Origin of the sequence: Pseudomonas gebzensis (assembly GCF_034427815.1) — a bacterium.
Lineage (GTDB): Bacteria > Pseudomonadota > Gammaproteobacteria > Pseudomonadales > Pseudomonadaceae > Aquipseudomonas.
Genome location: NZ_JAXQNS010000005.1, coordinates 194,338 through 218,214 on the forward strand (window position 1 = coordinate 194,338; position 23,877 = coordinate 218,214).

Sequence of the window (23,877 nt, forward strand, 5' to 3'; positions counted from 1 at the left end):
AGGTGAAGAGGGGCCCGTGAGCTGGCACGGCTTGCCGCCAAGCGCGAGCGTGCTCGAGCTCAATAGAAAAGGGCCGCAATGCGGCCCTTTCGGTCAACGGTGAATCATCACAGATCAGATCAACGGATCGCCGACGTGCAGGATCTTCATGCCGTTGGTGCCGCCAATGGTGTGGTAGCTGTCACCTTTGGTCAGGATGACCCAGTCACCTTGCTGGACCAGGCCACGTTGCAGCAGCTCGTCCACCGCCGCTTGGCTGACCTGTTCGGCCGGCAGCGCCGCCGGGTCGAAGGCGATCGGGTACACGCCACGGAACATCGAGGCGCGCGCCTGGGTGGCGCGGTGCGGGGAAAGTGCGTAGATCGGCACATTGGAGCGCAGGCGCGACATGATCAGCGGGGTATAGCCGCTTTCGGTCAGTGCGATGATCGCCTTCACACCGGGGAAGTGGTTGGCCGTGTACATCGCCGCCAGGGCGATGCTTTCGTCGCAGCGCTCGAAGGTGGTGTGCAGGCGGTGGCTGGACTTCTGGCTGGTCGGGTGTTTCTCCGCGCCCAGGCAGATGCGCGCCATGGCCTGAACGGCTTCGATCGGGTAGGCACCCGCGGCGCTTTCGGCCGACAGCATCACCGCATCGGTGTTGTCCAGTACGGCGTTGGCCACGTCCGACACTTCCGCACGGGTCGGCATCGGGTTCTGGATCATCGACTCCATCATCTGCGTGGCGACGATCACCGCTTTGTTGTTGCGGCGGGCGTGCTGGATGATCTTCTTCTGGATCGCGATCAGCTCGGCATCACCGATTTCCACACCCAGGTCGCCACGGGCGACCATCACGGCGTCGGATGCTGCGATCAGGCCGTCGAGGGTCTCGTCGTCGGCGACGGCTTCGGCACGCTCGATCTTGGCCACCAGCCAGGCGCTGCCGCCGGACTCGTCACGCAGCTTGCGGGCGTATTCCATGTCCTTGGCATCGCGCGGGAAGGACACGGCCAGGTAGTCGAGGTCCATTTCCGCCGCCAGCTTGATGTCGGCTTTGTCTTTCTCGGTCAAGGCTGGCGCAGTCAGGCCACCGCCACGGCGGTTGATGCCTTTGTGGTCGGACAACGGGCCGCCGATCAGCACCACGCAGTGCAGGGCATCAGCCGTGGCGGTTTCGACGCGCATGACCACGCGGCCATCGTCGAGCAGCAGTTCGTCGCCAACGCCGCAGTCCTTGACCAGGTCCGGGTAGTCGATGCCGACGATTTCCTGGTTGCCGTCTGTCAGCGGGTGCGCGGTGGAGAAGGTGAAGCGATCACCCAGCTTGAGCTCGATGCGCTTGTTGCTGAACTTGGCGATGCGGATCTTGGGACCCTGCAGGTCGCCCAGCAAAGCGACGTGGCGGCCGTTGCGGGCGGCGATTTCGCGGATCAGCCGTGCACGAGCCTTGTGCTCGTCGGGCGTGCCGTGGGAGAAGTTCAGGCGTGCCACATCAAGGCCGGCCAGGATCAGGCTTTCGATCACTTCCGGCGAGTTGCTGGCAGGGCCCAGGGTGGCGACGATTTTGGTACGGCGGATGGTCATGCATAGACTCCTATAGTGAAGCGCAGCGAGAGGCTACTCCTCAATCTGGCTGTAGTCATTGTTCGGTTGCACTACCTGCCCCGGTGGGGTGGTACCTGCGTCCATGCTCGCAAGCCCCTGTGAAGATTTGCCGGTGGCCGCCGATACACTGCCTATCAAAGGAGAATCCCCATGCGAACCCTGATCTTCCTGGCGCTGGTGGCCAGCCTTGGCGGCTGTACGCGCTGGTCGATGGACCATCACCTGGACAATGCCTACCGCGCCTATGACCGCGGTGACTGCGCGCGCGTGATGCTGGAGCTGTCGCAAGTCGATCGCACCAGCCGTGCGCGGCCGTTCATCCACCCGGAGGTGTCGCTGTTGCGCGGTCAGTGCCTGGAAAGGCAGAAGCTGTACGTCGATGCAGCGCAGACCTATCAGTACCTGATCCAGCGTTTCCCAGGCAATGAATACGCCTACCGGGCAGCTGCGCGGTTGCAGACCCTGGAGCGTCTGGGCCATTACCGCGCAACCGAGGCAGCGGTGACCACGCCCGTGCAGTCAACGCCCTGGCGTTGAGGCATCACGGGCGACAACGGGTGATATCTGCTATACCGCTCTGATCGGTTCGACTCCACCAGGGCCACCGATCAAGACGTACCACCCACTGCCAGCAGCACGTTTTCCTGGCCTCACATAGGAAAGCCAAAAGCATCATGTTTACTGCCCGTCAAATAGAACGCCATCAATTGCGCTGCGTGTTGCAAGTGTTCAACCGCATCACCGGCCATTCGCTCGGCTACCTGGGCAATGTCTCGGAAAGCGGCCTGATGCTGCTCAGCGAGTTGCCCGTGATGGTCGGGCCGGATTTCGAGCTGCAGATTCGCGTCCCGCTCAAGGGCGGTGGCCATCAGTTCATCAACCTGACGGCCAGCTGTGTGTGGTGCCAGGAAGACGAAACCCCTGGCCACTACAATTCCGGCTTCATGCTGTTGCAGGCGCCGCGCGACTACGACGCCTTCGTCCACGCGCTGCAGGAGTTCTTCACGTTCAGGCAAGTCAGCGCGTCGGCCTGACGCCGTCCTGGCCCCAGGCACCTGCGCCCCGCTAGACTCGGGTCGACCTACAGACAGGACGACCCCGTGAGCTCCAGCATTTTCTGGCACGACTACGAAACCACCGGCATCAATCCGCGCTGCGACCGCCCTTTGCAGATGGCCGGCGTGCGCACCGACCTCGACCTCAATGAGGTCGAAGCGCCCGTGAGCCTGTATTGCCGGCCCAGCGACGATATCCTGCCGCACCCCATGGCGTGCCTGGTGACCGGTATCACCCCGCAGCGCCTGGCCGAACACGGCCTGGGCGAGGCCGAGTTCATGACCCGCGTGCACGCGCAACTGTCGCGCCCCGGCACCTGTGGCGCGGGTTACAACAGCTTGCGTTTCGACGACGAAGTGACCCGCTACAGCCTGTACCGCAACTTCTTCGACCCGTATGCCCGCGAGTGGCAGGGCGGCAACAGCCGCTGGGACCTCATCGACCTGGTGCGCACCGCCTGCGCCTTGCGTCCTGAAGGGCTGAACTGGCCGCAGCAGGACGGTCGCATCAGCCTGCGCCTGGAACTGCTCAGCCGCGCCAATGGCATCGAGCATGGCGACGCGCACGAGGCGCTGTCGGATGTACGCGCTACCCTGGGCCTGGCCCGACTGATCCGTGAACGTCAACCCAAGCTGTACCACTGGCTGTTCCAGCTGCGCAGCAAGCACAAGGTGCTTGAGCAGATTCAGCTATTGCAACCGCTGGTACATATATCCGGGCGCTTTTCCGCGCAGCGCAATTACCTGGGTGTGGTATTGCCATTAGCCTGGCATCCGAGCAACCGCAATGCACTGATAGTCTGCGATTTACATCAGGATATTCTGCCCTTGTTGCAGGAAAGCCCTGACGAGCTGCGCCGGCGTTTATACACGCGGCGTGAAGAACTGGGTGCCGATGTTCTACCCGTGCCGCTTAAATTGGTTCAGATCAATCGCTGTCCGGTGCTGGCACCGCTGTCTGTGCTCAGAACAAGTGACGAGCAGCGCCTGGGACTTGATAGGGCGGTTTATCTGGCGCGGGCCGAAGCGTTGATAAGCCAACAGGCGGTATGGCACGACAAACTCGCGCCCCTTTATAGCGCGCAAGATTTCGCCCTCAGCGAAGATCCGGAGCAACAGTTGTATGACGGCTTCATGGGTGAGCGCGATAGAAGATTGTGCGAGCAGGTACGACTACTGGACCCGCAGCAATTGGCCAGCGGGCAGTGGATGTTCGATGATGCGCGCTTGCCGGAACTGTTGTTCCGCTACCGCGCCCGCAACTTTCCTGACACCCTCGATGAGCACGAGCGCCAGCGTTGGGTTGCGTTCTGCCAGCAGCGACTGAGCCTGCCCCAGGCCGGTGCGCCCAATACCTTGGGCGATTTCCAGCAGGCGCTATCGACCAGCCTGGCGAGCGCCGACGAGGCTGGGCGGCGGGTGTTGCAAGCCTGGCAGCAGCACGCCGAACGCCTTCATCAGCAGTACGGCATCTGATCTGATGGGTATTCGACGCGCATAAAAAAACGCCAGCAAGTGCTGGCGCTTTTTATGTGGCAAGTGTGTGCGGGGAAAGCCCGGGCAATCAACCCAGCAGGGTTGCCCAGCCTTCCACCTCATCACCACCCCATTTGGCTTTCCACTCTTTCAGGGTTTTGTGATTGCCACCTTTGGTTTCAATCACTTCACCATTGTGTGGGTTTTTGTATTGCTTGACCTTGCGTGCACGTTTGGTGATTGCAGGTTTGGCAGCGCCACGTGGGGCTTTGCTGGTTTTGGATTCTGGGTCGAGCAGGGCGATGACATCGCGCAGCGACTTGGAGTATTCACCCATCAGTGCGCGCAGTTTGCCTTCAAACTCCAGCTCTTTTTTCAGCTTGTCATCTTGCGACAGGTTGGCCAGGCGCGCCTGAAGTTCCTTGATGGATTCTTCGATGCCGCGGTATTCGTTGATCAGGGACATAGGACGTTCCTTGGAAAATAGTTTCGGGGATACAGTGACGCAATAGTAATCAGACGCCACAGCCAAGTAAACAACTAACTCGGATGCTCGCATGTTTAATGGCGAACGGTTGATGATGTATTTGGTAAAATTTTTTTTACTTATGTGTCAGACGTTTCGCATTGTCCATCTATACCGGTATCTGCCAACGCGGCGCGCGCAAGCGGCCCCATCGAAGAGATGGCTACTGCGTTTTTCCCGGCGTGCCGCTACAATCGCCGCCTTTGCGAAGTTCTGGAGTCTGTTTGATGCGCACCTATCGTCTGGTGATCGCGTGCCCCGACCGTGTCGGCATCGTGGCCAAAGTCAGTAATTTCCTGGCGCTCTACAACGGCTGGATCAATGAAGCCAGTCATCACTCCGATGAACAGAGCGGCTGGTTCTTCATGCGTCACGAGATTCGTGCCGAGACGCTGCCGTTCGGTATCGAAGCCCTGCGTGAAGCCTTTGCACCGATCGCCGAAGAGTTCTCCATGACCTGGCGGATCACCGATTCGGCGCACAAGAAGCGCGTGGTGCTGATGGCCAGCCGCGAGTCGCACTGCCTGGCCGACCTGCTGCACCGCTTCCATACCGATGAGCTCGATTGCGACATTCCGTGCGTCATCTCCAACCACAACGACCTGCGTAGCATGGTCGAGTGGCACGGCATTCCGTTCTTCCATGTGCCGGTCGACCCGCAGAACAAGCAACCGGCTTTTGCCGAAGTGTCGCGCCTGGTGGCCGAACACGGTGCCGATGTCGTGGTGCTGGCGCGCTACATGCAGATCCTGCCGCCACAGTTGTGCCAGGACTACGCCGAGCGGGTGATCAACATCCACCACAGCTTCCTGCCTTCGTTCGTCGGTGCCAAGCCGTACCACCAGGCATCCCTGCGCGGTGTGAAACTGATCGGCGCGACGTGCCACTACGTTACCGAGGAACTGGATGCCGGCCCGATCATCGAGCAGGACGTTGTGCGCGTGAACCACGCTGACAGCATCGAAGACATGGTTCGCTTCGGTCGCGATGTGGAGAAGATGGTGCTGGCCCGCGGCCTGCGCTACCACCTCGAAGACCGCGTGCTGGTGCACGGCAACAAGACCGTGGTGTTCGACTGACCGCTAGCCCGCTTGGCGCCGCCAGCGCGCCAGCAGCGGCTTGGCCAGCAGGCAGACGAACACCGGCCCGCCGGCCAGCAAGTAGAAGTAGTAGGTAATGGCCCGCCAGATGACGATGGCCGCTGCGGCCGTCGAGGCACCCACCAAGGGTGCCAGCAGGGTTGCCGAGGTCAGCTCGGCAGCGCCTGCGCCACCTGGCAACAGGCTGAACTGCCCCGCGCTGAGCGCCAGCATCTGCACCAGGAAGCTGGGAATCCACGACAGCTCCACACCCAACCCCTGCAGCACGAAGTACAGCACGCTGTAGCGCAGGCTCCAATGCGCGCAGGTGAGGGCGAATACCAGCGCCAGGGTGCGCTTGGGCAGGCGCCACATGTCGGCCAGGGCGTGCATGAACCGCAGTAGCTTGCGCGCCCAGCGCCGTTGGCGTGGCGCCGACATCCCCAGGCGCCTCAGCACACGGCCGTTGCCGCGCATGACCTGGCGGCGCCAGCGCAGGAGCGCCAGCAGCATGACCAGGGCGGCGCACAGCAGCAGCGCGCTGCCCAGAAGCATGCTCTGCTGGCTGTTGCCCAACCGGTTGAACACCGCATAGCCGGCGATGGCGAGCATGGCGCAGAAGAAGAACAGCAGGTCATTGAGCTGGTCCATGGCGAAGGCCGCGCCACTGCGCGCGGCGCTGATGCCTTCGCGGTTGAGCAGGGCGATCAGCGTCAATGGGCCGCCGCTGCCGCCTGGGGTGGTGCAGATCGCAAATTCGGTCGCCATCAGTACGCCGACGCTGCGCACCACGCCGAGCCGCGCGCCTTGCTGGCCAAGGAGCAGGCGCAAGCGCCACGCGTTGATCAGCCAGCACAGCAGGATCATCCCCAGCAGCCCGGCCAGCAGGCTCGGGGGGAACCGCTGCAGGCGCGGCAGCAGCTCGCTGCCACCGAGAAACGCAGGCACGGCCAGGGCCAGCAGCACGGCCAGCCCAAGCCAGATCCAGCGGGTCATCGGCTGAGCTGGCGGTCGAGCCAGGCGGATTTGGTCAACGGCTGACGCCCTTGCGCCATCAGCTCACGCAAGGTGTTCATCCAGTATTCGCGTGACGAGCGGTGGCGCATGTCGACCGGGTGCAGGCCCAAGCGCAGGGTATTGGCCGACGCCAGGCGCCGGCACTGCCAGTCACTGACGACCTTCGACAGCCCGCGTCGCCAGGCGCTGCGCGCGCTCCACACCAGCCCCGGGGCATCGATGGCGGCAAAATCCGGCAAGCGATACAGGTGCTGCGGCGTGCTCGTGTAGCGCAACGGCAATTGCCGCAGCGCCTCGCGGGTGCCCTCGCTCATCAGCCAGGCCGGGGCGACGAAACCGGCCACCGGCCAACCCTGGGCATCGAACAGCTTCAACCCTTCGCGCAAACGCTCCAGCGCTTGCGCCTGGTCCAGGCCGTAGAACTCGCCTTCATGGGTGTACACCCGGCGCATGAACAGCTCACGCGGGGTGCGTGGCGCAGGCCCGTCGTCGGCATGATAGAAGCCATGCAGCGCCAGCTCGTCGCCCTTGGCCAGGCGCCGGTGCATCAGCCGGCAAAAAGCCGGGGCATGTTGCAGGGCGTTGCGGTGGTGAAAGTCCGGCACCACCAGCCAGGTCATTGGCACCTCGCCCAAGGCGTCTACCGCTTCGACGAACGGCTGGTAGTCGGGCCAGGTTTCTGGCGCCACATCGTGCAGGACCAGCATCACGCTGGGGGGCGCCTGGAGCGACTCAGCCATGGGCGCGCACCTGTGGTTGATGGCCCAGCACGGCGTGGTACTGCTCGATCAGGCCGCTCACCACACTGTCCCAGGAATACTGCTGTTCGACGTGGCTGCGTGCTTGAGCGCCGAGCTTGCGCACGCCGTCTTCGAAGATGTCCTGTACAGCACCGGCCATGGACTTGCCATTGTTGGGGGTGCACAGGCGCCCGCAATCGTCGCGAACGATCTCACCGAAGGCACCGGCGTTGACCGCCACCACCGGCGTGCCGCTGGCCATGGCTTCGAGAATCACCAGGCCGAAGGTTTCCTGGTCGCCGGCATGCACCAGCAGGTCGGCGCTGGCGAGCAGGCTGGCCACTTCCTGCGGTGGGCAGAACCGGTTGATCACACTGACGTTGTCCGGCACGTTGGCCGGCATGCTCGAACCGACCAGCAGCAAATGGTAGCGGCTGCCCAGCTGGCGCATGCAGTCGAGCAGCACCGGCAGGTTCTTTTCCCGCGAACCGCGACCGGCGAAAATCAGCAGGCGCGTGGTGTCGGCAATGTTCAGGCGCGCTCGCAACTGCGGGTCGCGGTGGGTCGGGTTGAACATATGGAGGTCTACCCCCAGGCGCTGCACATGGACGTTCTTGACGCCCAGACGGGTGAGCTTGTCAGCCATCACCTGGCTGGGCGCCAGCACGCGGTCGAAGTTGCCGTAGAGCTTGCTCACATAGGCTTCAACATTGGGCGTGAACCAGTTGCCCATGCGATTGCTGACCAGCAGCGGCAGGTCGGAGTGGTAGAAGCCGATCACTGGCACATCCAGCTGGCGCCGCGCTTCGAGCGCCGCCCAGGCGGTGAGGTAAGGGTCGCCGACTTCGATCAGGTCAGGCTGTAGCGTGCGCAACACATTGCACCATGGCGCCAGCCGGACCGGAAAACGATAGCCCTTGCCGAACGGCAGGGGCATGGCGGGAACGTGGTAGATCCCATTGTCCTCGGCGGCCGTGGCCCCCGGGATGAGCAAGCTGTGACGCACGCCCGACATGGCATCGAGGCGTCGGTGTTTGGCATCAAGGTAGGTTCGTACGCCTCCACTTGCCGGGGCGTAGAACATGGTGATGTCAGCAATGTGCACGGTCGGTATCCCTCCGGGATCATCTTCGGCCTGTCGATCAGCTGTAACAGACCGTTACAGGGCGCGCCTGAAGGTTGACCGTTCGCAGAAGGGATTTGTTCGATCGGCGTGGCCGATCAAGGGCTTGGCGTGACCTTGCGCAGCGCAACGCAGCGAGTCGGCTGGCACAGCGAGGGGGCCGCGCAGGCCCGCCTCGGTGCCGGGGTCAGATGCGGAAGGTCCCGACCAGATGCTTCAGGCGCCCGGCCTGCTGCTCCAGATCGGCACAGGCGCGCAACGTGGCCTGCAGGTTTTCCACGCCCTCCTGGTTGAGCATGTTGATCTCGCTGATGTCGACGTTGATCGCCTCCACCACCGCAGTCTGCTCTTCGGTGGCGGTGGCCACCGACTGGTTCATGCCGTCGATCTCGCCAATGCGCCCGGTCACGCTGCCCAGGCGCTCACCGGCCTGGTTGGCGATCGCCACGCTGTCCTGGCTGTGGCGCTGGCTCTGGTCCATGGTCTCGACCGAGGCGCGAGCGCCGACCTGCAGCTCCTCGATCATGCCTTGCACCTGCTGCGCCGACTCCTGGGTGCGGTGTGCCAGGTTGCGGACTTCATCGGCCACCACGGCGAAACCGCGGCCGGCTTCGCCGGCGCGTGCGGCCTCGATGGCGGCGTTGAGCGCCAGCAGGTTGGTCTGTTGGGAGATACTGGTGATCACTTCGAGGATCTGACCGATGTTCACGGTTTTGCCGTTGAGCGTCTCGATGTGGGCGCTGGAAGTGACGATCAGGTCAGACAGCCGCGTCATCGCCTGGATATTGCGCTCGACCACCTGCTGGCCTTCCTCGGCCAGCACCCGCGCCGAACTGGCGTGTTGCGACGCCAGGGCGGCGTTGCCGGCGATCTCTTGCGCGGCGGCGCCCAGTTGGTTGATGGCTGCCGCCACGCTGTTGGTGCGGTTGCTCTGCTCGTCGGAGTTGCTCATCGAGGAGTTGGAGGCGCTGATCACCCGCAGCGCCACTTCGTTGACCTGCTCGGTGGCCGAGGACACTTCACGGATCGAGCCGTGGATGCGTTCGACAAACCGGTTGAAGGCGTTGCCCAGAACACCGAACTCGTCGTGGTGCTGGATATCCAGGCGGCGCGTCAGGTCGCCTTCACCCTCGGCGATGTTTTCCATGGCGCGGGTCATCACGTGCAGCGGCTGCATCAGCACGCGGATCAGCAAGCCGAGCAACGCGATGATGATCACCACCGCCACCAGGGTGGCGATCACCGCCGAGGTGCGGAAGGTGCTGAGCATCGAGAAGGCTTTGTCTTTGTCGATCGACAGGCCCACGTACCAGTTGGCGTTGGGCAGGCCCTTGATCGAGGTGAAACTGAGCAGGCGCGTCTGGCCGTCGGCCTCCTGCACTTCGCTCAGGGCCTGGGTCAGCTGGGTGGTCTGCCCGGGGAACAGGTCCGACAGCGATTTCATCACCAGATCTTGCTGGGGGTGAACCAGGATCTTGCCCTGATCGTTCACCAGGAAGGCGTAGCCCATGCCGCCGAAGTTCAGCGAGTTGATGATCTTGGCCAGGCCGTCGAGGGCCAGGTCGCCGCCCACCACACCGACATCGCTCGCCGACTTGCTGATGATGCTGATGACCATCTTCTGTGTGGTCAGGTCGATGTAGGGTTCGGTGAGGATGGCGCCGCTGGCGCTCATGCCGTCCTTGTACCAGGGCCGTATGCGCGGGTCATAGCCATCGGGCATCTTGGCGTCTGGGCGCACGGTGAAACGGCCGTCGACCTGGCCCAGATAGACTGTCAGGAAACTTGAGGTCAGCGCCGGCTGGCCAAGCAGGGCGGAGGCCTCGGCAGGGCTCTGGGCGATGTTCTGCGCCAGGTTGTCGACCATGCGGATGCGCCCGTCGAACAGGCCCTGCACGTTGGTGGCAGTGGACTGGCCCATCTCGCTCAAATAGCTTTCGAGGTCGTCGCGGATGGCATTGCGTTGCAGGGAGTCGTTGAACAGCGTGAACAGGGTAAACGCCACGATCACGATCAGTGACGCGGCGATCAGGATCTTGTGGCTGAAACGAAGGCTTTTGCGCATGGCGTCCTCGGGTCCGCGGGGCTGTAAGTCGGGTCGTCGGCGGGCACAGCCACGGCCAGGGCCAGGTCTGCACCGTGCAGTGACGGGCACACAGGTATCGGCCAGGCAAGCCCCAAGCTTGAGCGGTTTATCGAGAAAAGCAGGGGGAAGGGGTTTTTTTTCGCCGGCATGAAAAAGGCGCCCACAGGGCGCCTTTGCTGTGCTGCGACTGCCTTAACCGAGGAAGCGGGTGGCCAGCCAGAACAGCCCGGCAGACAAGGCCACCGTGGCCGGCAGGGTCAGGATCCAGGCCATCAGGATGGTCTTGATCGTGCCGCCTTGCAGGCCGCTCTTGTTGGCGACCATGGTGCCGGCCACGCCCGAGGACAGCACATGGGTGGTGGACACCGGCAGGCTGAACACGTTGGCCATGCCGATGGCGCAGGCCGCGGTGATCTGCGCCGACATGCCCTGGGCGTAGGTCATGCCTTGCTTGCCGATCTTCTCGCCAACGGTCAGGACCACGCGCTTCCAGCCGACCATGGTGCCCAGGCCCAGGGCCAGGGCCACCGCGACGATGACCCAGAAGGGTGCATATTCGGTGGTGGCGGTGACGTCTTTGCGCAGCTTGTCGAGGTCTGCACGTTCACGCGCCTGCAGGCCTGGCAGCTTGCCGACCTTTTTCGCGGTGTCGTCCAGGCACAGCAGGTAGCGGCGCACTTCAACGCGTTTTTCAGGGCTCAGGTCGTGGTAGTCGGTCACCCCAGCCAGCGAGCTCTGCAAGGCATTGATGGTCGGCTCGGTCTGCTTGGGGTCGCAGCTGAACTGGCCCGGCAGGTCGCCAGCCTGTGCCTTGCCCAGGGCCAGGTAATCGCCCAGGGTATCGGCGTTGCGCTGGTAGAACTGGCTCAGGTGCAAGGTGGCGTCGCGGGTACGTTCGATCTGGTAGGTGCTGCTGCCCAGGTCGAGCACGAACTGCGCTGGCACGATGCCAATCAACACCAGCATGATCAGGCCGATGCCTTTCTGACCATCGTTGGAGCCGTGCACAAAGCTCACGCCCATGGCGGAAATCACCAGCACCAGGCGATTCCAGAACGGCGGATGCTTCTTGTCGTCGAGCTTGCGGCGCTGGTCCGGCGTTTTATGCATCTTCGACAGCGGGCGCCAGCGCTTGAGCAGCAGCAGTACCAGGGCGGCGACGATGAAACCGGCCAGGGGCGAGAACACCAGCGACAGGCCGATATCGATCGCTTTCTGCCAGTTGACGCCATCACCCAGTGGAATGTGGTTGATCAGGGCATTGGCCAGGCCGACGCCGAGGATCGAGCCGATCAGGGTGTGCGAGCTGGAGGCCGGGATGCCGAAGTACCAGGTGCCCAGGTTCCAGGCGATGGCCGCAGCCAGCAGCGAGAAGACCATGGCCAGGCCGTGGCCGGTGTTCACGTTGATCAGCAGTTCCACCGGCAGCAGGTGGACGATGGCGTAAGCCACGCCGACACCGCCGAGCAACACGCCAAGGAAGTTGAATACCCCTGAGAAGAACACCGCCAGGTGCGGCGGCATGGCTTTGGTATAGATGACTGTCGCTACCGCGTTGGCGGTGTCATGAAAGCCATTGATGAACTCGAAAGCGAGCACGAAGGTCAAGGCAAGCACCAGGCTTACGGCGACCCAGGCGTCCAGTCCGCTGAATAAATCGATCATGAAAAGTTTTCTGGCGGTCGAAAGGGGGCCGGATTATGCCAGAAAAATGCGCTGATCGAAGCATCCGCTGAGGCTCTAAAATCTTGCGCCAGATCAGCGAGGTGTGTGCTTCCCTGAACAGCGGGCGGGGCCAAGTTCGGCGAAGCGCTGCGAAATCGGCGACGAAAACCCACAAGCCGCAGTACGCAGACCGGCCAGGCAGTCACGGATTTCGCTATGAAATTTGTGTGAATCCGTTACCAGCGCCGTAGGCATGCCTGTTGACCCGAAGGCGTAAAGGCCTGCTCACCCATCGCTCAGGCCTTGCCAGGCGTCAGGCAAGACAGCCTCAACCTGGAACGCGGCCGCGCCCTCGGGGCAGTTGCCGGGGTGGGCGCAATGGATCCAGCGCCGGCGTGGGTCAACGGGTCACAGACCGGTCGAGCCGCTGTCGGTGCGCAATTCCTTTTCCATCTTGTCCAGCTCTTCGGCAAAGGCCTGGTCATGAATGGTCGCGCGTTTGCGCCAAGGTTTGCGTTCTGGGTCAGGTTGCGCCGCATAGGTCGTGACTTCGCCGCCATATACGCCGGTAAAACGTTCAGCCTGGCGCTCAAGTTCTGCGCGCAGTTCATCTTTTGTCACAACGATACCTGTCAGTTTGAAGTTGTATCCCGGGGCGACCATCACGCAGGCGTGGGTCGGTTACGAGCCAGGGAAGAGTGCGCTGTCGTAACGCCAGTGTTCCTGTTGTCAGTGTTCGATCACCCGCCCGTCAGCCTTGCAGGGCCGCGCCTCTGGACGTACGCGCACGTACACGCAACGTGCCTGGCGATGCGGCGGTGAGGCCGACAGCGCGGGGTTGATCAGTGAAGAATACGTATGGCGAGTGTAACGCGCCTTCGGCGCTTTGGCAGTCAGGCCCTTGAGTGGCATGAGCGTGCGCGAAGTTGCAGTTATATCGCGTTGGCCAAGGCAATGGCGAACATTAACTTCGATGTCACACTGCGGCGCAAGTTCGATTGCGCCACACAAATGAAAACGGCCTCGCGAAAGGGCGAGGCCGTTGCCTTTAAGCTTCCACGGTGGGTACCTGACCAGTCTCTCCAAAGAAGCCACATCGGGCAGGTAGAAAGGTATAAGCAAACGTGTCGGCGGTCAATTGCGATTATCGGCCGCTTGTTCGATAATCGCACAAAGCACCGGTTCATTGAGACCTAGCCCATGAGCGAAGAAATCCCAGACGTTGCAGCGACCGGCCCGATTCGCGCCGCCACCGCCGCCCTGGCGCCACCGATCGTCGCGTCGGCGGCCAAGCGTATCCAGGCCTTCACCGGCGATCCTGACTTCATGACCTCGCTGGCCCGGGGCCTTGCGGTGATTCAGGCCTTTCAGGAGCGCAAGCGCCACTTGACCATCGCCCAGATCAGCCACCGCACCGAGATCCCTCGGGCGGCAGTGCGGCGCTGCCTGCACACGCTGATCAAACTGGGCTACGCCACGACGGACGGTCGCACCTATTCGCTGTTGCCCAAGGTGCTCACCCTGGGCCATGCGTACCTGTCTTCGACGCCGCTGGCAGTGTCGGCCCAGCCGTACCTGGACCGCATCAGCGACACGCTGCATGAAGCGGCCAACATGGCCACCCTTGAAGGCGACGACATTCTCTACATCGCGCGCTCGGCCACGGTGGAGCGCCTGATCTCGGTCGACCTTTCGGTCGGTGGCCGGCTGCCGGCCTACTGCACCTCGATGGGCCGCATCATGCTCGCGGCGCTGGACGACGCCAGCCTGCGCGAGTACCTGGAGCGGGCCGACCTCAAGGCGCGCACCAGCCGCACCCTGCACGACGCCGACTCGCTGTTCGCCTGCATCCAGCAGGTACGCGCGCAGGGTTTCTGCGTGGTCGATCAGGAGCTGGAGCAGGGCCTGCGCTCGATCGCCGTGCCCATCTATGACGCCTCGGGGCAGGTGCTGGCCGCGCTCAATGTCAGCACCCACGTGGGCCGGGTGACGCGTAACGAGCTGGAACAGCGCTTCCTGCCCATCCTGCTGGCCACCAGCCAGGACCTGTGTACCCAGCTGTTCGGTTAAGCCCACTCGATAAAACCCGCGCGGTGCAGGTTTAGCGTTCGATAAGCGCACACAGTCAGGGCGCATCAATTGCGCCCGCGGCCCGCGCTGATTACTGTTTCTCGCACGAGTCGGCTCAGACCGACCGCACAAGAACAACAGACGAGAACTGTCCATGAACACTGCATCCCCACTGCTGCGGCCGCACCCGCACGCGGTACCGCCACACCCCGTCTAGCCACACACTTGCCCTGCCCGAGACCCATTACGGCTGCACATCGACTGTGCAGACGTCCGCTTGTGCGCCTTGTCTGGACGACGCCCATGACTTCACGACTTGATAAATCCGCAGCCCCTGCCGGCCAGGTGCTCGACGTTCAACGCTTCATCAATGACCAACCGCTCTCGCGTTTTCAGTGGCGGGTGGTGATCCTGTGTTTCCTGATCGTCTTCCTCGATGGCCTGGACACTGCGGCCATGGGCTTCATCGCGCCGGCGCTGTCCCAGGAATGGGGCATCGACCGCGCCAGCCTTGGCCCGGTGATGAGCGCGGCGCTGATCGGCATGGTCTTCGGCGCGCTGGGCTCGGGCCCCTTGGCCGACCGTTTTGGCCGGCGTGGCGTGCTGATCGGCGCGGTCGCGGTGTTCGGCGGTTTCAGCCTGGCGTCGGCGTATGCCACCTCGGTCGATCAGTTGCTGATCCTGCGGTTTCTGACTGGCCTGGGCCTGGGTGCAGGCATGCCCAACGCCACCACGCTGCTCTCCGAATACACCCCGGAACGGCTCAAGTCGCTGCTGGTGACCAGCATGTTCTGTGGCTTCAACTTGGGCATGGCCGGGGGCGGCTTCGTCTCCGCCAAGCTGATTCCGGCCTACGGTTGGCACAGCCTGCTGGTCCTGGGTGGGGTCTTGCCGCTGCTGTTGGTGGTGGTGCTGGCGGTCTGGCTGCCGGAGTCGGCGCGTTTTCTGGTGGTACGTCACCGCGGCACGGAGCGCGTGCGCAAGACCCTGGCGCCGATTGCGCCGGCGGTCGTGGCTCAGGCCAGTGGCTTCAGTGTGCCCGAGCAGCAGGCGGTGGCCACGCGCAACGTGTTCGCGGTGATCTTCTCCGGCACCTATGGACTAGGCACGTTGCTGCTGTGGCTGACCTATTTCATGGGGTTGGTGATCGTCTACCTGCTCACCAGCTGGCTGCCGACCCTGATGCGCGACAGCGGTGCGAGCCTGGAGCACGCCGCTTTCATCGGCGCACTGTTCCAGTTTGGCGGGGTGCTCAGCGCGGTGGCGGTAGGGTGGGCGATGGACCGCTTCAACCCGCACACGGTCATCGGCGTGTGTTACGCGCTGGCCGGCGGCTTCGCCTATGCGGTCGGGCAGAGCCTGGGCAACATGGCGCTGCTGGCGACCCTGGTGCTGGTGTCCGGGATGTGCGTGAACGGTGCGCAGTCGGCCATGCCCTCGCTGGCGGCGCGCTTCTACCCGACCCAGGCGCGGGCGACCGGAGTGTCTTGGATGCTGGGGATCGGCCGCTTCGGCGCGATCCTTGGCGCCTGGAGCGGGGCGACCTTGCTCGGGCTCGGCTGGAGCTTTGCCCAGGTGCTGACGGCTCTGCTGGTGCCGGCGGCAGTGGCGGCGGTGGCGGTGGTGATCAAAGGGGTTGTCAGCCACGCCGATGCCACCTGAAGGGTACGCAACCGCACGAACGGCATGACATATCGTTCGATAATCGCCCTAATAGACGATTATCGGATTGTAAAGCCATCGCGCGGCTCCTTACTCTGAGTGCATCGCAGCGCAGCATTCGACGCGCCGCCCACCGCATCGACGTGTCCTGACCAGGAGTCTCCAATGGCAGCAATCGTTTCGCTTCACGACGCTGTGAAGCAGTTCATCCAGGATGGCGACACCGTCGCCCTGGAAGGCTTCACGCACTTGATTCCGACCGCCGCAGGTCACGAGATCATTCGCCAGAACAAGCGCGACCTGACCCTGGTACGCATGACACCTGACCTGATCTACGACCAGTTGATCGGTGCCGGGTGTGCCAAACGCCTGATCTTCTCCTGGGGCGGCAACCCGGGTGTCGGTTCGTTGCACCGCCTGCGCGATGCTGTCGAGAAGCAATGGCCGCACGCTATCGAGCTTGAAGAACACAGCCATGCCGACCTTGCCAATGCCTACGTTGCCGGCGCCTCCGGCCTGCCGTTTGCGGTGCTGCGCGCCTACGCCGGCTCCGACCTGCCCAAGGTCAACCCGCTGATCAAGAGCGTGACCTGCCCGTTCACCGGGGAAGTCCTGGCGGCAGTGCCCTCGGTGCGCCCGGACGTGACCGTGATCCACGCGCAGAAAGCCGACCGCAAAGGCAACGTGCTGCTCTGGGGCATTCTCGGCGTGCAGAAGGAAGCGGCCCTGGCGGCCAAGCGCTGCATCGTCACCGTCGAAGAAATCGTCGATGACCTGCACGCACCGATGAACGCCTGCGTGCTACCGACCTGGGCCTTGAGCGCCGTGTGCCTGGTGCCGGGCGGGGCGCATCCGTCCTATGCCCACGGCTACTACGAGCGTGACAACCGCTTCTACCAGGCCTGGGACCCGATCGCGCGCAACCGCGAGACCTTCACTGCCTGGATCGACACCTACATCCGCGGCACTGCCGACTTCACTGAATTCAAGGCCCGCCTGGCCAGCACCTCGGAGGCCGCACAATGAACTACTCCACCGCTGAAATGATGACCGTCGCCGCCGCGCGTCGCCTGCGCAATGGTGCGGTGTGCTTCGTCGGCATCGGCCTGCCGTCCAAGGCCGCCAACCTGGCGCGCCTCACCTCCTCGCCGGAGGTGGTGCTGATCTATGAGTCCGGCCCGATTGGCGCCAAGCCCAGTGTGCTGCCGCTGTCGATCGGTGACGGCGAGCTGGCCGAAACCGCCGACACCGTGGTGCCGACCGGCGAAATCTTCCGCTACTGGCTGCAAGGGGGGCGCATCGATGTGGGCTTTCTCGGTGCCGCTCAGGTGGATCGCTTCGGCAACATCAACACCACCGTGGTCGGTGACTACCACGCCCCGCGTACCCGCCTTCCGGGCGCCGGCGGTGCGCCGGAGATCGCCGGTTCCGCCAAGCAAGTGCTGATCATCCTCAAGCAGTCCACCCGCGCCTTTGTCGAGAAGCTCGATTTCATCACGTCGGTAGGCCATGGCGAGGGTGGCGACTCACGCCAACGCCTGGGCCTGCCCGGCGAGGGGCCGGTGGGCATCATCACCGACCTGTGCATCATGGAGCCCGAAGCCGACACCCACGAGTTCGTGGTCACCTCGATGCACCCGGGCGTGACCCGTGAGCAGATCACCGCGGCCACGGGCTGGAGCCTGCGCTTTGCCGACGATGTGCAGGCCACCGCTGCGCCAACCGACACCGAGTTGTCTGCACTGCGCGACCTCGAAGCCCGAACTGCTGCGGCCCACGGCCAGGCGCCAGGAGAAGCGTGATGCGTGATGTATTTATCTGCGATGCCATCCGCACCCCCATTGGCCGTTTCGGCGGCGCCCTGGCCAGTGTGCGGGCCGATGACCTGGCCGCCGTGCCGCTCAAGGCGCTGATCGAGCGCAACCCCGGCGTGCAATGGGCGCAGGTCGACGAAGTGTTTCTCGGCTGCGCCAACCAGGCCGGTGAAGACAACCGCAATGTGGCGCGTATGGCGCTGCTGCTCGCGGGCCTGCCCGAGTGCATTCCGGGCGTGACCCTCAATCGCCTGTGCGCCTCGGGCATGGACGCCATCGGCACCGCCTTCCGCGCCATTGCCTGCGGCGAGATGGAGCTGGCGATTGCCGGGGGCGTGGAGTCGATGTCGCGCGCGCCATTCGTGATGGGCAAGGCCGAGAGCGGTTATTCACGCACCATGAAACTGGAAGACACGACCATCGGCTGGCGCTTCGTCAACCCGCTGATGAAGCAGCGGTACGGCGTCGACGCGATGCCCGAAACGGCCGACAACGTGGCCGATGACTACGCCGTCTCGCGCGCCGACCAGGATGCCTTTGCTCTGCGCAGCCAGCAGAAGGCTGCGGGGGCTCAGGCAGTTGGTTTCTTCGCTGAAGAGATTGTGCCGGTGCGCATCGTCCACAAAAAAGGCGAAGTCCTGGTCGAACAAGACGAGCACCTGCGCCCTGACACAACGTTGGAGGCCCTGGCCCGGCTCAAGCCGGTCAACGGCCCGGACAAGACCGTCACCGCCGGCAACGCTTCGGGCGTCAACGATGGCGCGGCCGCGCTGATTCTGGCCTCGGCCGAGGCGGTGAAGAAACACGGCCTGACCGCGCGTGCGCGGGTACTGGGCATGGCCAGCGGCGGCGTGGCGCCGCGGGTGATGGGCATCGGCCCGGTGCCGGCGGTGCGCAAGCTGACCGAACGCCTGGGCCTGGCGATGAGCGATTTCGATGTCATCGAGCTGAACGAGGCCTTTGCCAGCCAGGGCCTGGCCGTGCTGCGCGAGCTGGGTGTGGCCGATGATGCGCCGCAGGTCAATCCCAATGGCGGTGCGATTGCCCTCGGCCATCCGTTAGGCATGAGCGGCGCGCGGTTGGTGCTCACGGCGCTGCATCAATTGGAAAAAAGCGGTGGGCGCAAGGGCCTGGCTACCCTGTGCGTGGGGGTAGGGCAGGGGTTGGCGCTGGCGATCGAGCGGGTCTGACCAGGCGCGTGCCCAGCGCGCGGGGGCTTGGCGCCCTTGCGCACTGTTGAACGAGCATGTAACTGGGTATGTCTAGACTTACCTGTGACCCTTCAGGAGCAACCTGCCCATGACTACCCCTCACTACACCGCCGAAGAACGCAAAAAACGCGTCTTCGCCATTGTCGGCGCTTCCTCGGGCAACCTCGTGGAGTGGTTCGACTTCTATGTCTATGCCTTCTGCGCCATCTACTTCGCGCCGGCCTTCTTCCCCTCCGACGACCCCACGGTGCAGTTGCTCAACACTGCCGGTGTGTTCGCCGCAGGTTTTCTCATGCGGCCCATCGGTGGCTGGATCTTCGGCCGCCTGGCCGACCGCCACGGGCGCAAGAACTCGCTGATGATCTCGGTGCTGATGATGTGCGCAGGCTCGCTGATGATCGCCTGCCTGCCGACCTACGCCAGCATCGGCACCTGGGCGCCTGCGCTGTTGTTGATCGCGCGGCTGATCCAGGGCCTGTCGGTGGGTGGCGAGTATGGCACCACGGCCACGTACATGAGTGAAGTGGCCCTGCGCGGCCAGCGCGGCTTCTTCGCCTCGTTCCAGTACGTGACGCTGATCGGTGGGCAACTGCTGGCGGTGTTGGTGGTGGTGATCCTGCAGCAGTTGCTGAGCGAAGAAGAACTGCGTGCCTGGGGCTGGCGCATCCCGTTCGTGGTCGGTGCGGTGGCGGCGGTGATCTCGCTGATGCTGCGTCGCTCGCTGGAAGAGACCAGCAGCGCCGAAACCCGCCAGGACAAGGATGCAGGCTCGATCAGCGGCCTGTTCCGCAACCACGGTGCGGCCTTCATCACCGTGCTCGGCTACACCGCCGGCGGTTCGCTGATCTTTTACACCTTCACCACCTACATGCAGAAATTCCTGGTCAACACCGCCGGCATGCCGGCCAAGAACGCCAGCTATGTGATGACCGGTGCGCTGTTCCTGTTCATGTTGATGCAGCCGCTGTTCGGCATGCTCTCCGACCGCATCGGGCGACGTAATTCGATGTTGCTGTTCGGCGCGCTGGGCACGCTGTTCACCGTGCCGCTGCTGATGGCGCTCAAGACCGTCACCAGCCCGATCATGGCCTTCTTGCTGGTGACCGTGGCTTTGGCCATCGTCAGCCTGTACACCTCGATCAGTGGCCTGGTGAAGGCCGAGATGTTCCCGGCGCAGGTGCGCGCACTGGGCGTGGGCCTGGCCTATGCGGTGGCCAATGCGATGTTCGGCGGTTCGGCGGAGTACGTGGCGCTGAACCTGAAGTCGATGGGCATTGAAAATACCTTCTACTGGTACGTCACCGCCATGATGGCCGTGGCCTTCCTGTTCAGCCTGCGGCTGCCGAAAAAGGCGAGCTACCTGCACGATGATCACTAAGGAGTGCGCATGACCCCGCACACGGGTAACCAGCTGTTCGACGCCTACTTCACCGCAGCGCCCATGCGTGAGGTGTTTTCCGACCGTGGCCGCCTGCAAGGCATGCTCGATTTCGAAGCCGCCCTGGCCCGCGCCGAGGCCTCGGCAGGGCTGGTGCCGCCCAGCGCGGTGCCGGCGATCGAGGCGGCCTGCAAGGCCGAACGCTATGACGTCCAGGCCCTGGCGCAAGCGATCTGCAGCGCCGGCAACTCGGCGATTCCGCTGGTCAAGGCGTTGGGCAAGGTGGTCGCCAGTGGCGTGTCCGAGGCTGAGCGTTACGTGCACCTGGGGGCCACCAGCCAGGACGCCATGGACACCGGGCTGGTACTGCAACTGCGCGCTGCGCTGGAACTGATCGAAGCCGATCTGGGTAGGCTGGCCAATACCCTGGCCCGTCAGGCGCTGCAGCATGCCGATACGGTCATGGTGGGGCGCACCTGGCTGCAGCACGCCACGCCGGTGACCCTGGGCATGAAGCTCGCCGGTGCACTGGGCGCCTTGACCCGCCATCGGCAACGCTTGAAAGCACTCAAACCGCGCCTGCTGGTGCTGCAGTTCGGGGGTGCTTCCGGCAGCCTGGCCGCGCTGGGCGTCAAAGCATTGCCAGTGGCCGAGGCCTTGGCCGAGCAACTGCACCTGAGCCTGCCCGAGCAACCCTGGCATACCCAGCGCGACCGCCTGGTGGAACTGGGCGCGGCGCTGGGCCTGATCGCCGGCAGCCTGGGCAAGTTCGGGCGAGACGTCAGCCTGTTGATGCAGACCGAGGCGGGGGAGGTGTTCGAGCCCTCGGCCCCCGGCAAGGGCGGCTCATCGACCATGCCGCACAAGCGCAACCCGGTCGGGGCCGCGGTGCTCATCGCTGCTGCCACGCGCGTGCCGGGGCTGGTCTCGACGCTGTTCTCGGCCATGCCCCAGGAGCACGAGCGCAGCCTCGGCCTGTGGCATGCCGAATGGGACACCCTGCCGGAGATCTGCTGCGTGGTGTCGGGCGCCTTGCACCATGCGCAGGTCATCGCCGACGGCTTGCAGGTCGACACCGAGCGCATGCGCCAGAACCTCGACCTGACCCAGGGCCTGGTCCTGGCAGAAGCCGTGAGCATCGTGCTGGCGCAACGCCTGGGCCGCGACCGCGCCCATCACCTGCTCGAACAGTGCTGCCAGCGCGCCGTTGCCGAACACCGCCACCTGCGCAGTGTGCTCGGCGACGAGCCGCAGGTGGTCGAACACCTGTCGAGTGATGAGCTTGATCGCTTGCTCGACCCTGCCCACTACCTCGGCCAGGCCCGCGTCTGGGTGGCGCGGGCGGTGGCCGAACATCAACATTTTTCTGCCTGAAGGAGACCGCTGTGGCACATCTGCAACTGGCTGATGGCGTACTGAACTACGAACTGCAGGGGCCGGTCGATGCGCCGGTGCTGGTGTTGTCCAACTCCCTGGGCACCGACCTGGGCATGTGGGACGCGCAAGCGGCGCTGTGGCGCGAGCATTTTCGCGTGCTGCGCTATGACACTCGCGGGCATGGCCAGTCGCTGGTGACCGAAGGGCCGTACAGCATCGCGCAACTGGGGGGCGATGTGCTGGCGCTGCTCGATGCGCTGGACATCGCTCAGGCGCATTTCGTCGGGTTGTCGATGGGCGGTCTGATCGGCCAATGGCTGGGCATCCATGCCGCTGACCGCTTGCTGAGCCTGACCCTGTGCAATACCGCCGCGTTGATCGGCAGTGCGCAGGTGTGGAATGAGCGCATCGATACCGTACTGGCAGGCGGCCAAGCGGCGATGCTCGACCTGCGCGACGGCTCCCTGGCGCGCTGGTTCACCCCAGGCTTCGTCGAGGCTGAGCCCGCTGAGGCCCAGCGCATCACGCAGATGCTCGCCGGCACTTCGCCCGAAGGCTATGCCGCCAACTGCGCCGCCGTGCGCGATGCCGACTACCGCGAGCAGGTGCAGCACATTCAGGTGCCAACGCTGATCGTGGCCGGCACCCGTGACGTGGTGACCACACCCGAGCACGGTCGCTTCCTGCAGGCGCAGATTGTGGGTGCACAGTTCGTCGAGTTCCCTGCGGCGCACCTGTCGAACGTGGAGATCGGTGCGCGGTTCACGCGCCGTGTGCTCGATTTCCTGCACGCTCGCTGAGGACTGTTCGATGGACGAGCAACAACGTTACGAAGCCGGTATGCACGTGCGCCGCGAAGTGCTGGGCGATGCGCATGTGGACCGCAGCCTGGACAAGCTGACGGACTTCAACAGCGAGTTCCAGCACATGATCACCCGGCATGCCTGGGGCGATATCTGGACGCGGCCTGGGTTGCCGCGGCACACGCGCAGCCTGATCACGATCGCCATGCTGATCGGCATGAATCGCAACGATGAGCTGAAACTGCACTTGCGTGCGGCTGCGAACAACGGCGTGACGCGCGAGGAGATCAAGGAGGTGTTGATGCAGAGTGCGATCTATTGCGGGATTCCGGCGGCCAATGCGACGTTTCACTTGGCGGAGTCGGTGTGGGATGAGTTGGGGGTGGAGTCGCGTTGAGCGCTGGCTGCCGTTTTGCGGGTACGGCGAGGGCTAGCGGTTGCATTACATGCGGTGTGGTCGTGCCTGGGAGGCAGCTTTTCGCCTTTACGGCGACCTGCTTCTGCCGGGCAAAAGTAGGTAAAACCCCCATGCTCCACCAGCCGGCCCTTCACTGCGCTGCGCGGCGTGACGGGTCCCCTGCGTTGGGGCGCGCTTCAGGGCTGCGCGGCCTACGGTTTGCGCAGGAGCGAAGCCCCGAAGCGCGCCGTAACGCAGGGCATCTGCGGTTCGCTCTCGAGTCCAGGCAAGCCCTGAAGCCTAGCCGCGAACACCCCCGGCCACCGCCTCAACGGCCTGCTCCACCTCTCGCCGCCAGCCAAGCATGAACCCCAACTCAGCCACCACAAACAACGGCCCGATGATCAACCCGGTCAGATCATCGACGAACGCCGGTTTGCGCCCTTCAAAGTAATGCCCAACGAACTGAATCACCCACCCCAGCACAAACAGCCCCAGCCCTGTGCCCAGCCAGACACCCGCGCCCAACTGCGCAATCGCCTGCCCGAACCACAGGCACACGACCAGCAACCCCGCCATCACCACGCCAAACCGCCGATCCAGCCGCAGGTAAAACACCGCCGCCGCCAGCACCGCCAGCACCGCCGGCGACAGCCACACCCCCGCCACCCAGGCACCCGGCCTCGACAGCAGCGTCGCCACCGCCAGCACGATCAATGGAATACCCAGAAAATGCGTCAGCAGATTGCGCCGGTCACGGTGGTACCCGGCGTACTGGCTGAGATGATCGACCAAGGTTTTCATCTGCGAC

The 23,877-nt window shown here is 64.1% G+C and carries 22 protein-coding genes and 1 pseudogene; 13 read left to right on the forward strand and 10 right to left on the reverse strand.

From position 1 onward, the window contains the following. Positions 1–114: 114 nt before the first annotated feature. Complete coding sequence (gene pyk / locus SJI00_RS11770) at positions 115–1,566, reverse strand: pyruvate kinase (protein WP_322461883.1); 1,452 nt, start codon at positions 1,564–1,566, stop codon at positions 115–117. A gap of 171 nt (positions 1,567–1,737) precedes the next feature. On the opposite strand from pyk, the gene SJI00_RS11775 reads away from it, so the two are divergent. From SJI00_RS11775 to sbcB, 3 genes are all read left to right on the forward strand, one after another. Then, positions 1,738–2,124 carry a tetratricopeptide repeat protein gene (locus SJI00_RS11775; RefSeq protein ID WP_322461884.1) on the forward strand — a complete coding sequence of 129 codons (387 nt, stop codon included), beginning with the start codon at positions 1,738–1,740 and terminating at the stop codon, positions 2,122–2,124. Positions 2,125–2,261: 137 nt separating this feature from the next. Then, a complete protein-coding gene (locus SJI00_RS11780; protein WP_322461885.1) occupies positions 2,262–2,621 on the forward strand; it encodes a PilZ domain-containing protein in 360 nt (119 codons plus the stop codon). Positions 2,622–2,687: 66 nt separating this feature from the next. Continuing rightward, complete coding sequence (gene sbcB / locus SJI00_RS11785) at positions 2,688–4,118, forward strand: exodeoxyribonuclease I (protein ID WP_322461886.1); 1,431 nt, start codon at positions 2,688–2,690, stop codon at positions 4,116–4,118. 88 nt (positions 4,119–4,206) lie between these two features. Here sbcB and mvaT read toward each other — a convergent pair whose 3' ends face one another. Next, a complete protein-coding gene (gene mvaT, locus SJI00_RS11790; RefSeq protein WP_322461887.1) occupies positions 4,207–4,584 on the reverse strand; it encodes a histone-like nucleoid-structuring protein MvaT in 378 nt (125 codons plus the stop codon). Between the two features lie 287 nt (positions 4,585–4,871). Here mvaT and purU point away from each other — a divergent pair, with 287 nt between their 5' ends. Then, entirely contained in the window at positions 4,872–5,723 is an 852-nt protein-coding gene (purU, locus tag SJI00_RS11795; RefSeq protein WP_322461888.1) for a formyltetrahydrofolate deformylase, read from the forward strand. A 3-nt stretch (positions 5,724–5,726) separates the two neighbouring features. Here the strand turns inward: purU and gpgF are convergent, their stop codons facing one another. The 7 genes and pseudogenes from gpgF to SJI00_RS11825 all read right to left on the reverse strand — a co-directional run bounded on the left by gpgF (position 5,727) and on the right by SJI00_RS11825 (position 12,975). Then, positions 5,727–6,719, reverse strand: a complete 993-nt coding sequence (gene gpgF / locus SJI00_RS11800) for a glucosaminyl phosphatidylglycerol flippase (protein WP_322461889.1) — start codon at positions 6,717–6,719, stop codon at positions 5,727–5,729. Next, the gene (gpgD, locus tag SJI00_RS11805) at positions 6,716–7,480 is read right to left on the reverse strand and encodes an N-acetylglucosaminyl phosphatidylglycerol deacetylase (RefSeq protein ID WP_322461890.1); all 765 of its coding nucleotides are present in this window, start codon (positions 7,478–7,480) and stop codon (positions 6,716–6,718) included. Before gpgD ends, gpgF begins: the two co-directional genes overlap by 4 nt. Further along, the gene (gene gpgS, locus SJI00_RS11810; protein ID WP_322462053.1) at positions 7,473–8,594 is read right to left on the reverse strand and encodes an N-acetylglucosaminyl phosphatidylglycerol synthase; all 1,122 of its coding nucleotides are present in this window, start codon (positions 8,592–8,594) and stop codon (positions 7,473–7,475) included. The genes gpgD and gpgS overlap by 8 nt, the downstream gene beginning before the upstream one ends. A gap of 196 nt (positions 8,595–8,790) precedes the next feature. After that, complete coding sequence (locus SJI00_RS22575; RefSeq protein ID WP_416221028.1) at positions 8,791–9,555, reverse strand: methyl-accepting chemotaxis protein; 765 nt, start codon at positions 9,553–9,555, stop codon at positions 8,791–8,793. Between the two features lie 93 nt (positions 9,556–9,648). Continuing rightward, positions 9,649–10,668 (reverse strand): annotated as a pseudogene (locus tag SJI00_RS22580) (HAMP domain-containing protein); the annotation flags it as partial. 213 nt (positions 10,669–10,881) lie between these two features. Beyond that, the gene (locus SJI00_RS11820; RefSeq protein ID WP_322461892.1) at positions 10,882–12,354 is read right to left on the reverse strand and encodes an inorganic phosphate transporter; all 1,473 of its coding nucleotides are present in this window, start codon (positions 12,352–12,354) and stop codon (positions 10,882–10,884) included. A gap of 408 nt (positions 12,355–12,762) precedes the next feature. Continuing rightward, positions 12,763–12,975: a hypothetical protein gene (locus SJI00_RS11825; RefSeq protein ID WP_322462054.1), complete on the reverse strand. Its 213-nt coding sequence runs from the start codon at positions 12,973–12,975 to the stop codon at positions 12,763–12,765. A gap of 579 nt (positions 12,976–13,554) precedes the next feature. Between SJI00_RS11825 and pcaR the strand changes: the two genes are divergently transcribed. The 9 genes from pcaR to pcaC all read left to right on the forward strand — a co-directional run bounded on the left by pcaR (position 13,555) and on the right by pcaC (position 23,066). Then, the gene (pcaR, locus tag SJI00_RS11830) at positions 13,555–14,424 is read left to right on the forward strand and encodes a pca regulon transcriptional regulator PcaR (protein WP_322461893.1); all 870 of its coding nucleotides are present in this window, start codon (positions 13,555–13,557) and stop codon (positions 14,422–14,424) included. Between the two features lie 303 nt (positions 14,425–14,727). Next, positions 14,728–16,086: a 4-hydroxybenzoate transporter PcaK gene (gene pcaK, locus SJI00_RS11835; RefSeq protein WP_322461894.1), complete on the forward strand. Its 1,359-nt coding sequence runs from the start codon at positions 14,728–14,730 to the stop codon at positions 16,084–16,086. 165 nt (positions 16,087–16,251) lie between these two features. Next, positions 16,252–17,112: a CoA transferase subunit A gene (locus SJI00_RS11840; RefSeq protein WP_322461895.1), complete on the forward strand. Its 861-nt coding sequence runs from the start codon at positions 16,252–16,254 to the stop codon at positions 17,110–17,112. Next, positions 17,109–17,888 (forward strand): CoA-transferase subunit beta, encoded by a 780-nt coding sequence (locus SJI00_RS11845; RefSeq protein ID WP_322461896.1) that lies wholly within the window; start codon positions 17,109–17,111, stop codon positions 17,886–17,888. Before SJI00_RS11840 ends, SJI00_RS11845 begins: the two co-directional genes overlap by 4 nt. After that, positions 17,885–19,090, forward strand: a complete 1,206-nt coding sequence (pcaF, locus tag SJI00_RS11850) for a 3-oxoadipyl-CoA thiolase (protein ID WP_322461897.1) — start codon at positions 17,885–17,887, stop codon at positions 19,088–19,090. Before SJI00_RS11845 ends, pcaF begins: the two co-directional genes overlap by 4 nt. 109 nt (positions 19,091–19,199) lie before the next feature. After that, complete coding sequence (locus SJI00_RS11855) at positions 19,200–20,489, forward strand: MFS family transporter (RefSeq protein ID WP_322461898.1); 1,290 nt, start codon at positions 19,200–19,202, stop codon at positions 20,487–20,489. 9 nt (positions 20,490–20,498) lie between these two features. Then, positions 20,499–21,863 carry a 3-carboxy-cis,cis-muconate cycloisomerase gene (locus SJI00_RS11860; RefSeq protein ID WP_322461899.1) on the forward strand — a complete coding sequence of 455 codons (1,365 nt, stop codon included), beginning with the start codon at positions 20,499–20,501 and terminating at the stop codon, positions 21,861–21,863. Positions 21,864–21,874: 11 nt separating this feature from the next. Further along, positions 21,875–22,666 (forward strand): 3-oxoadipate enol-lactonase, encoded by a 792-nt coding sequence (gene pcaD, locus SJI00_RS11865; RefSeq protein ID WP_322461900.1) that lies wholly within the window; start codon positions 21,875–21,877, stop codon positions 22,664–22,666. Between the two features lie 10 nt (positions 22,667–22,676). Beyond that, on the forward strand, positions 22,677–23,066 hold the full coding sequence (gene pcaC / locus SJI00_RS11870) for a 4-carboxymuconolactone decarboxylase (RefSeq protein ID WP_322461901.1): 390 nt from the start codon (positions 22,677–22,679) through the stop codon (positions 23,064–23,066). A gap of 300 nt (positions 23,067–23,366) precedes the next feature. On the opposite strand, the gene SJI00_RS11875 is transcribed toward pcaC, so the two are convergent. Then, the gene (locus SJI00_RS11875) at positions 23,367–23,870 is read right to left on the reverse strand and encodes an Mpo1 family 2-hydroxy fatty acid dioxygenase (RefSeq protein WP_322461902.1); all 504 of its coding nucleotides are present in this window, start codon (positions 23,868–23,870) and stop codon (positions 23,367–23,369) included. Positions 23,871–23,877 lie beyond the last annotated feature (7 nt).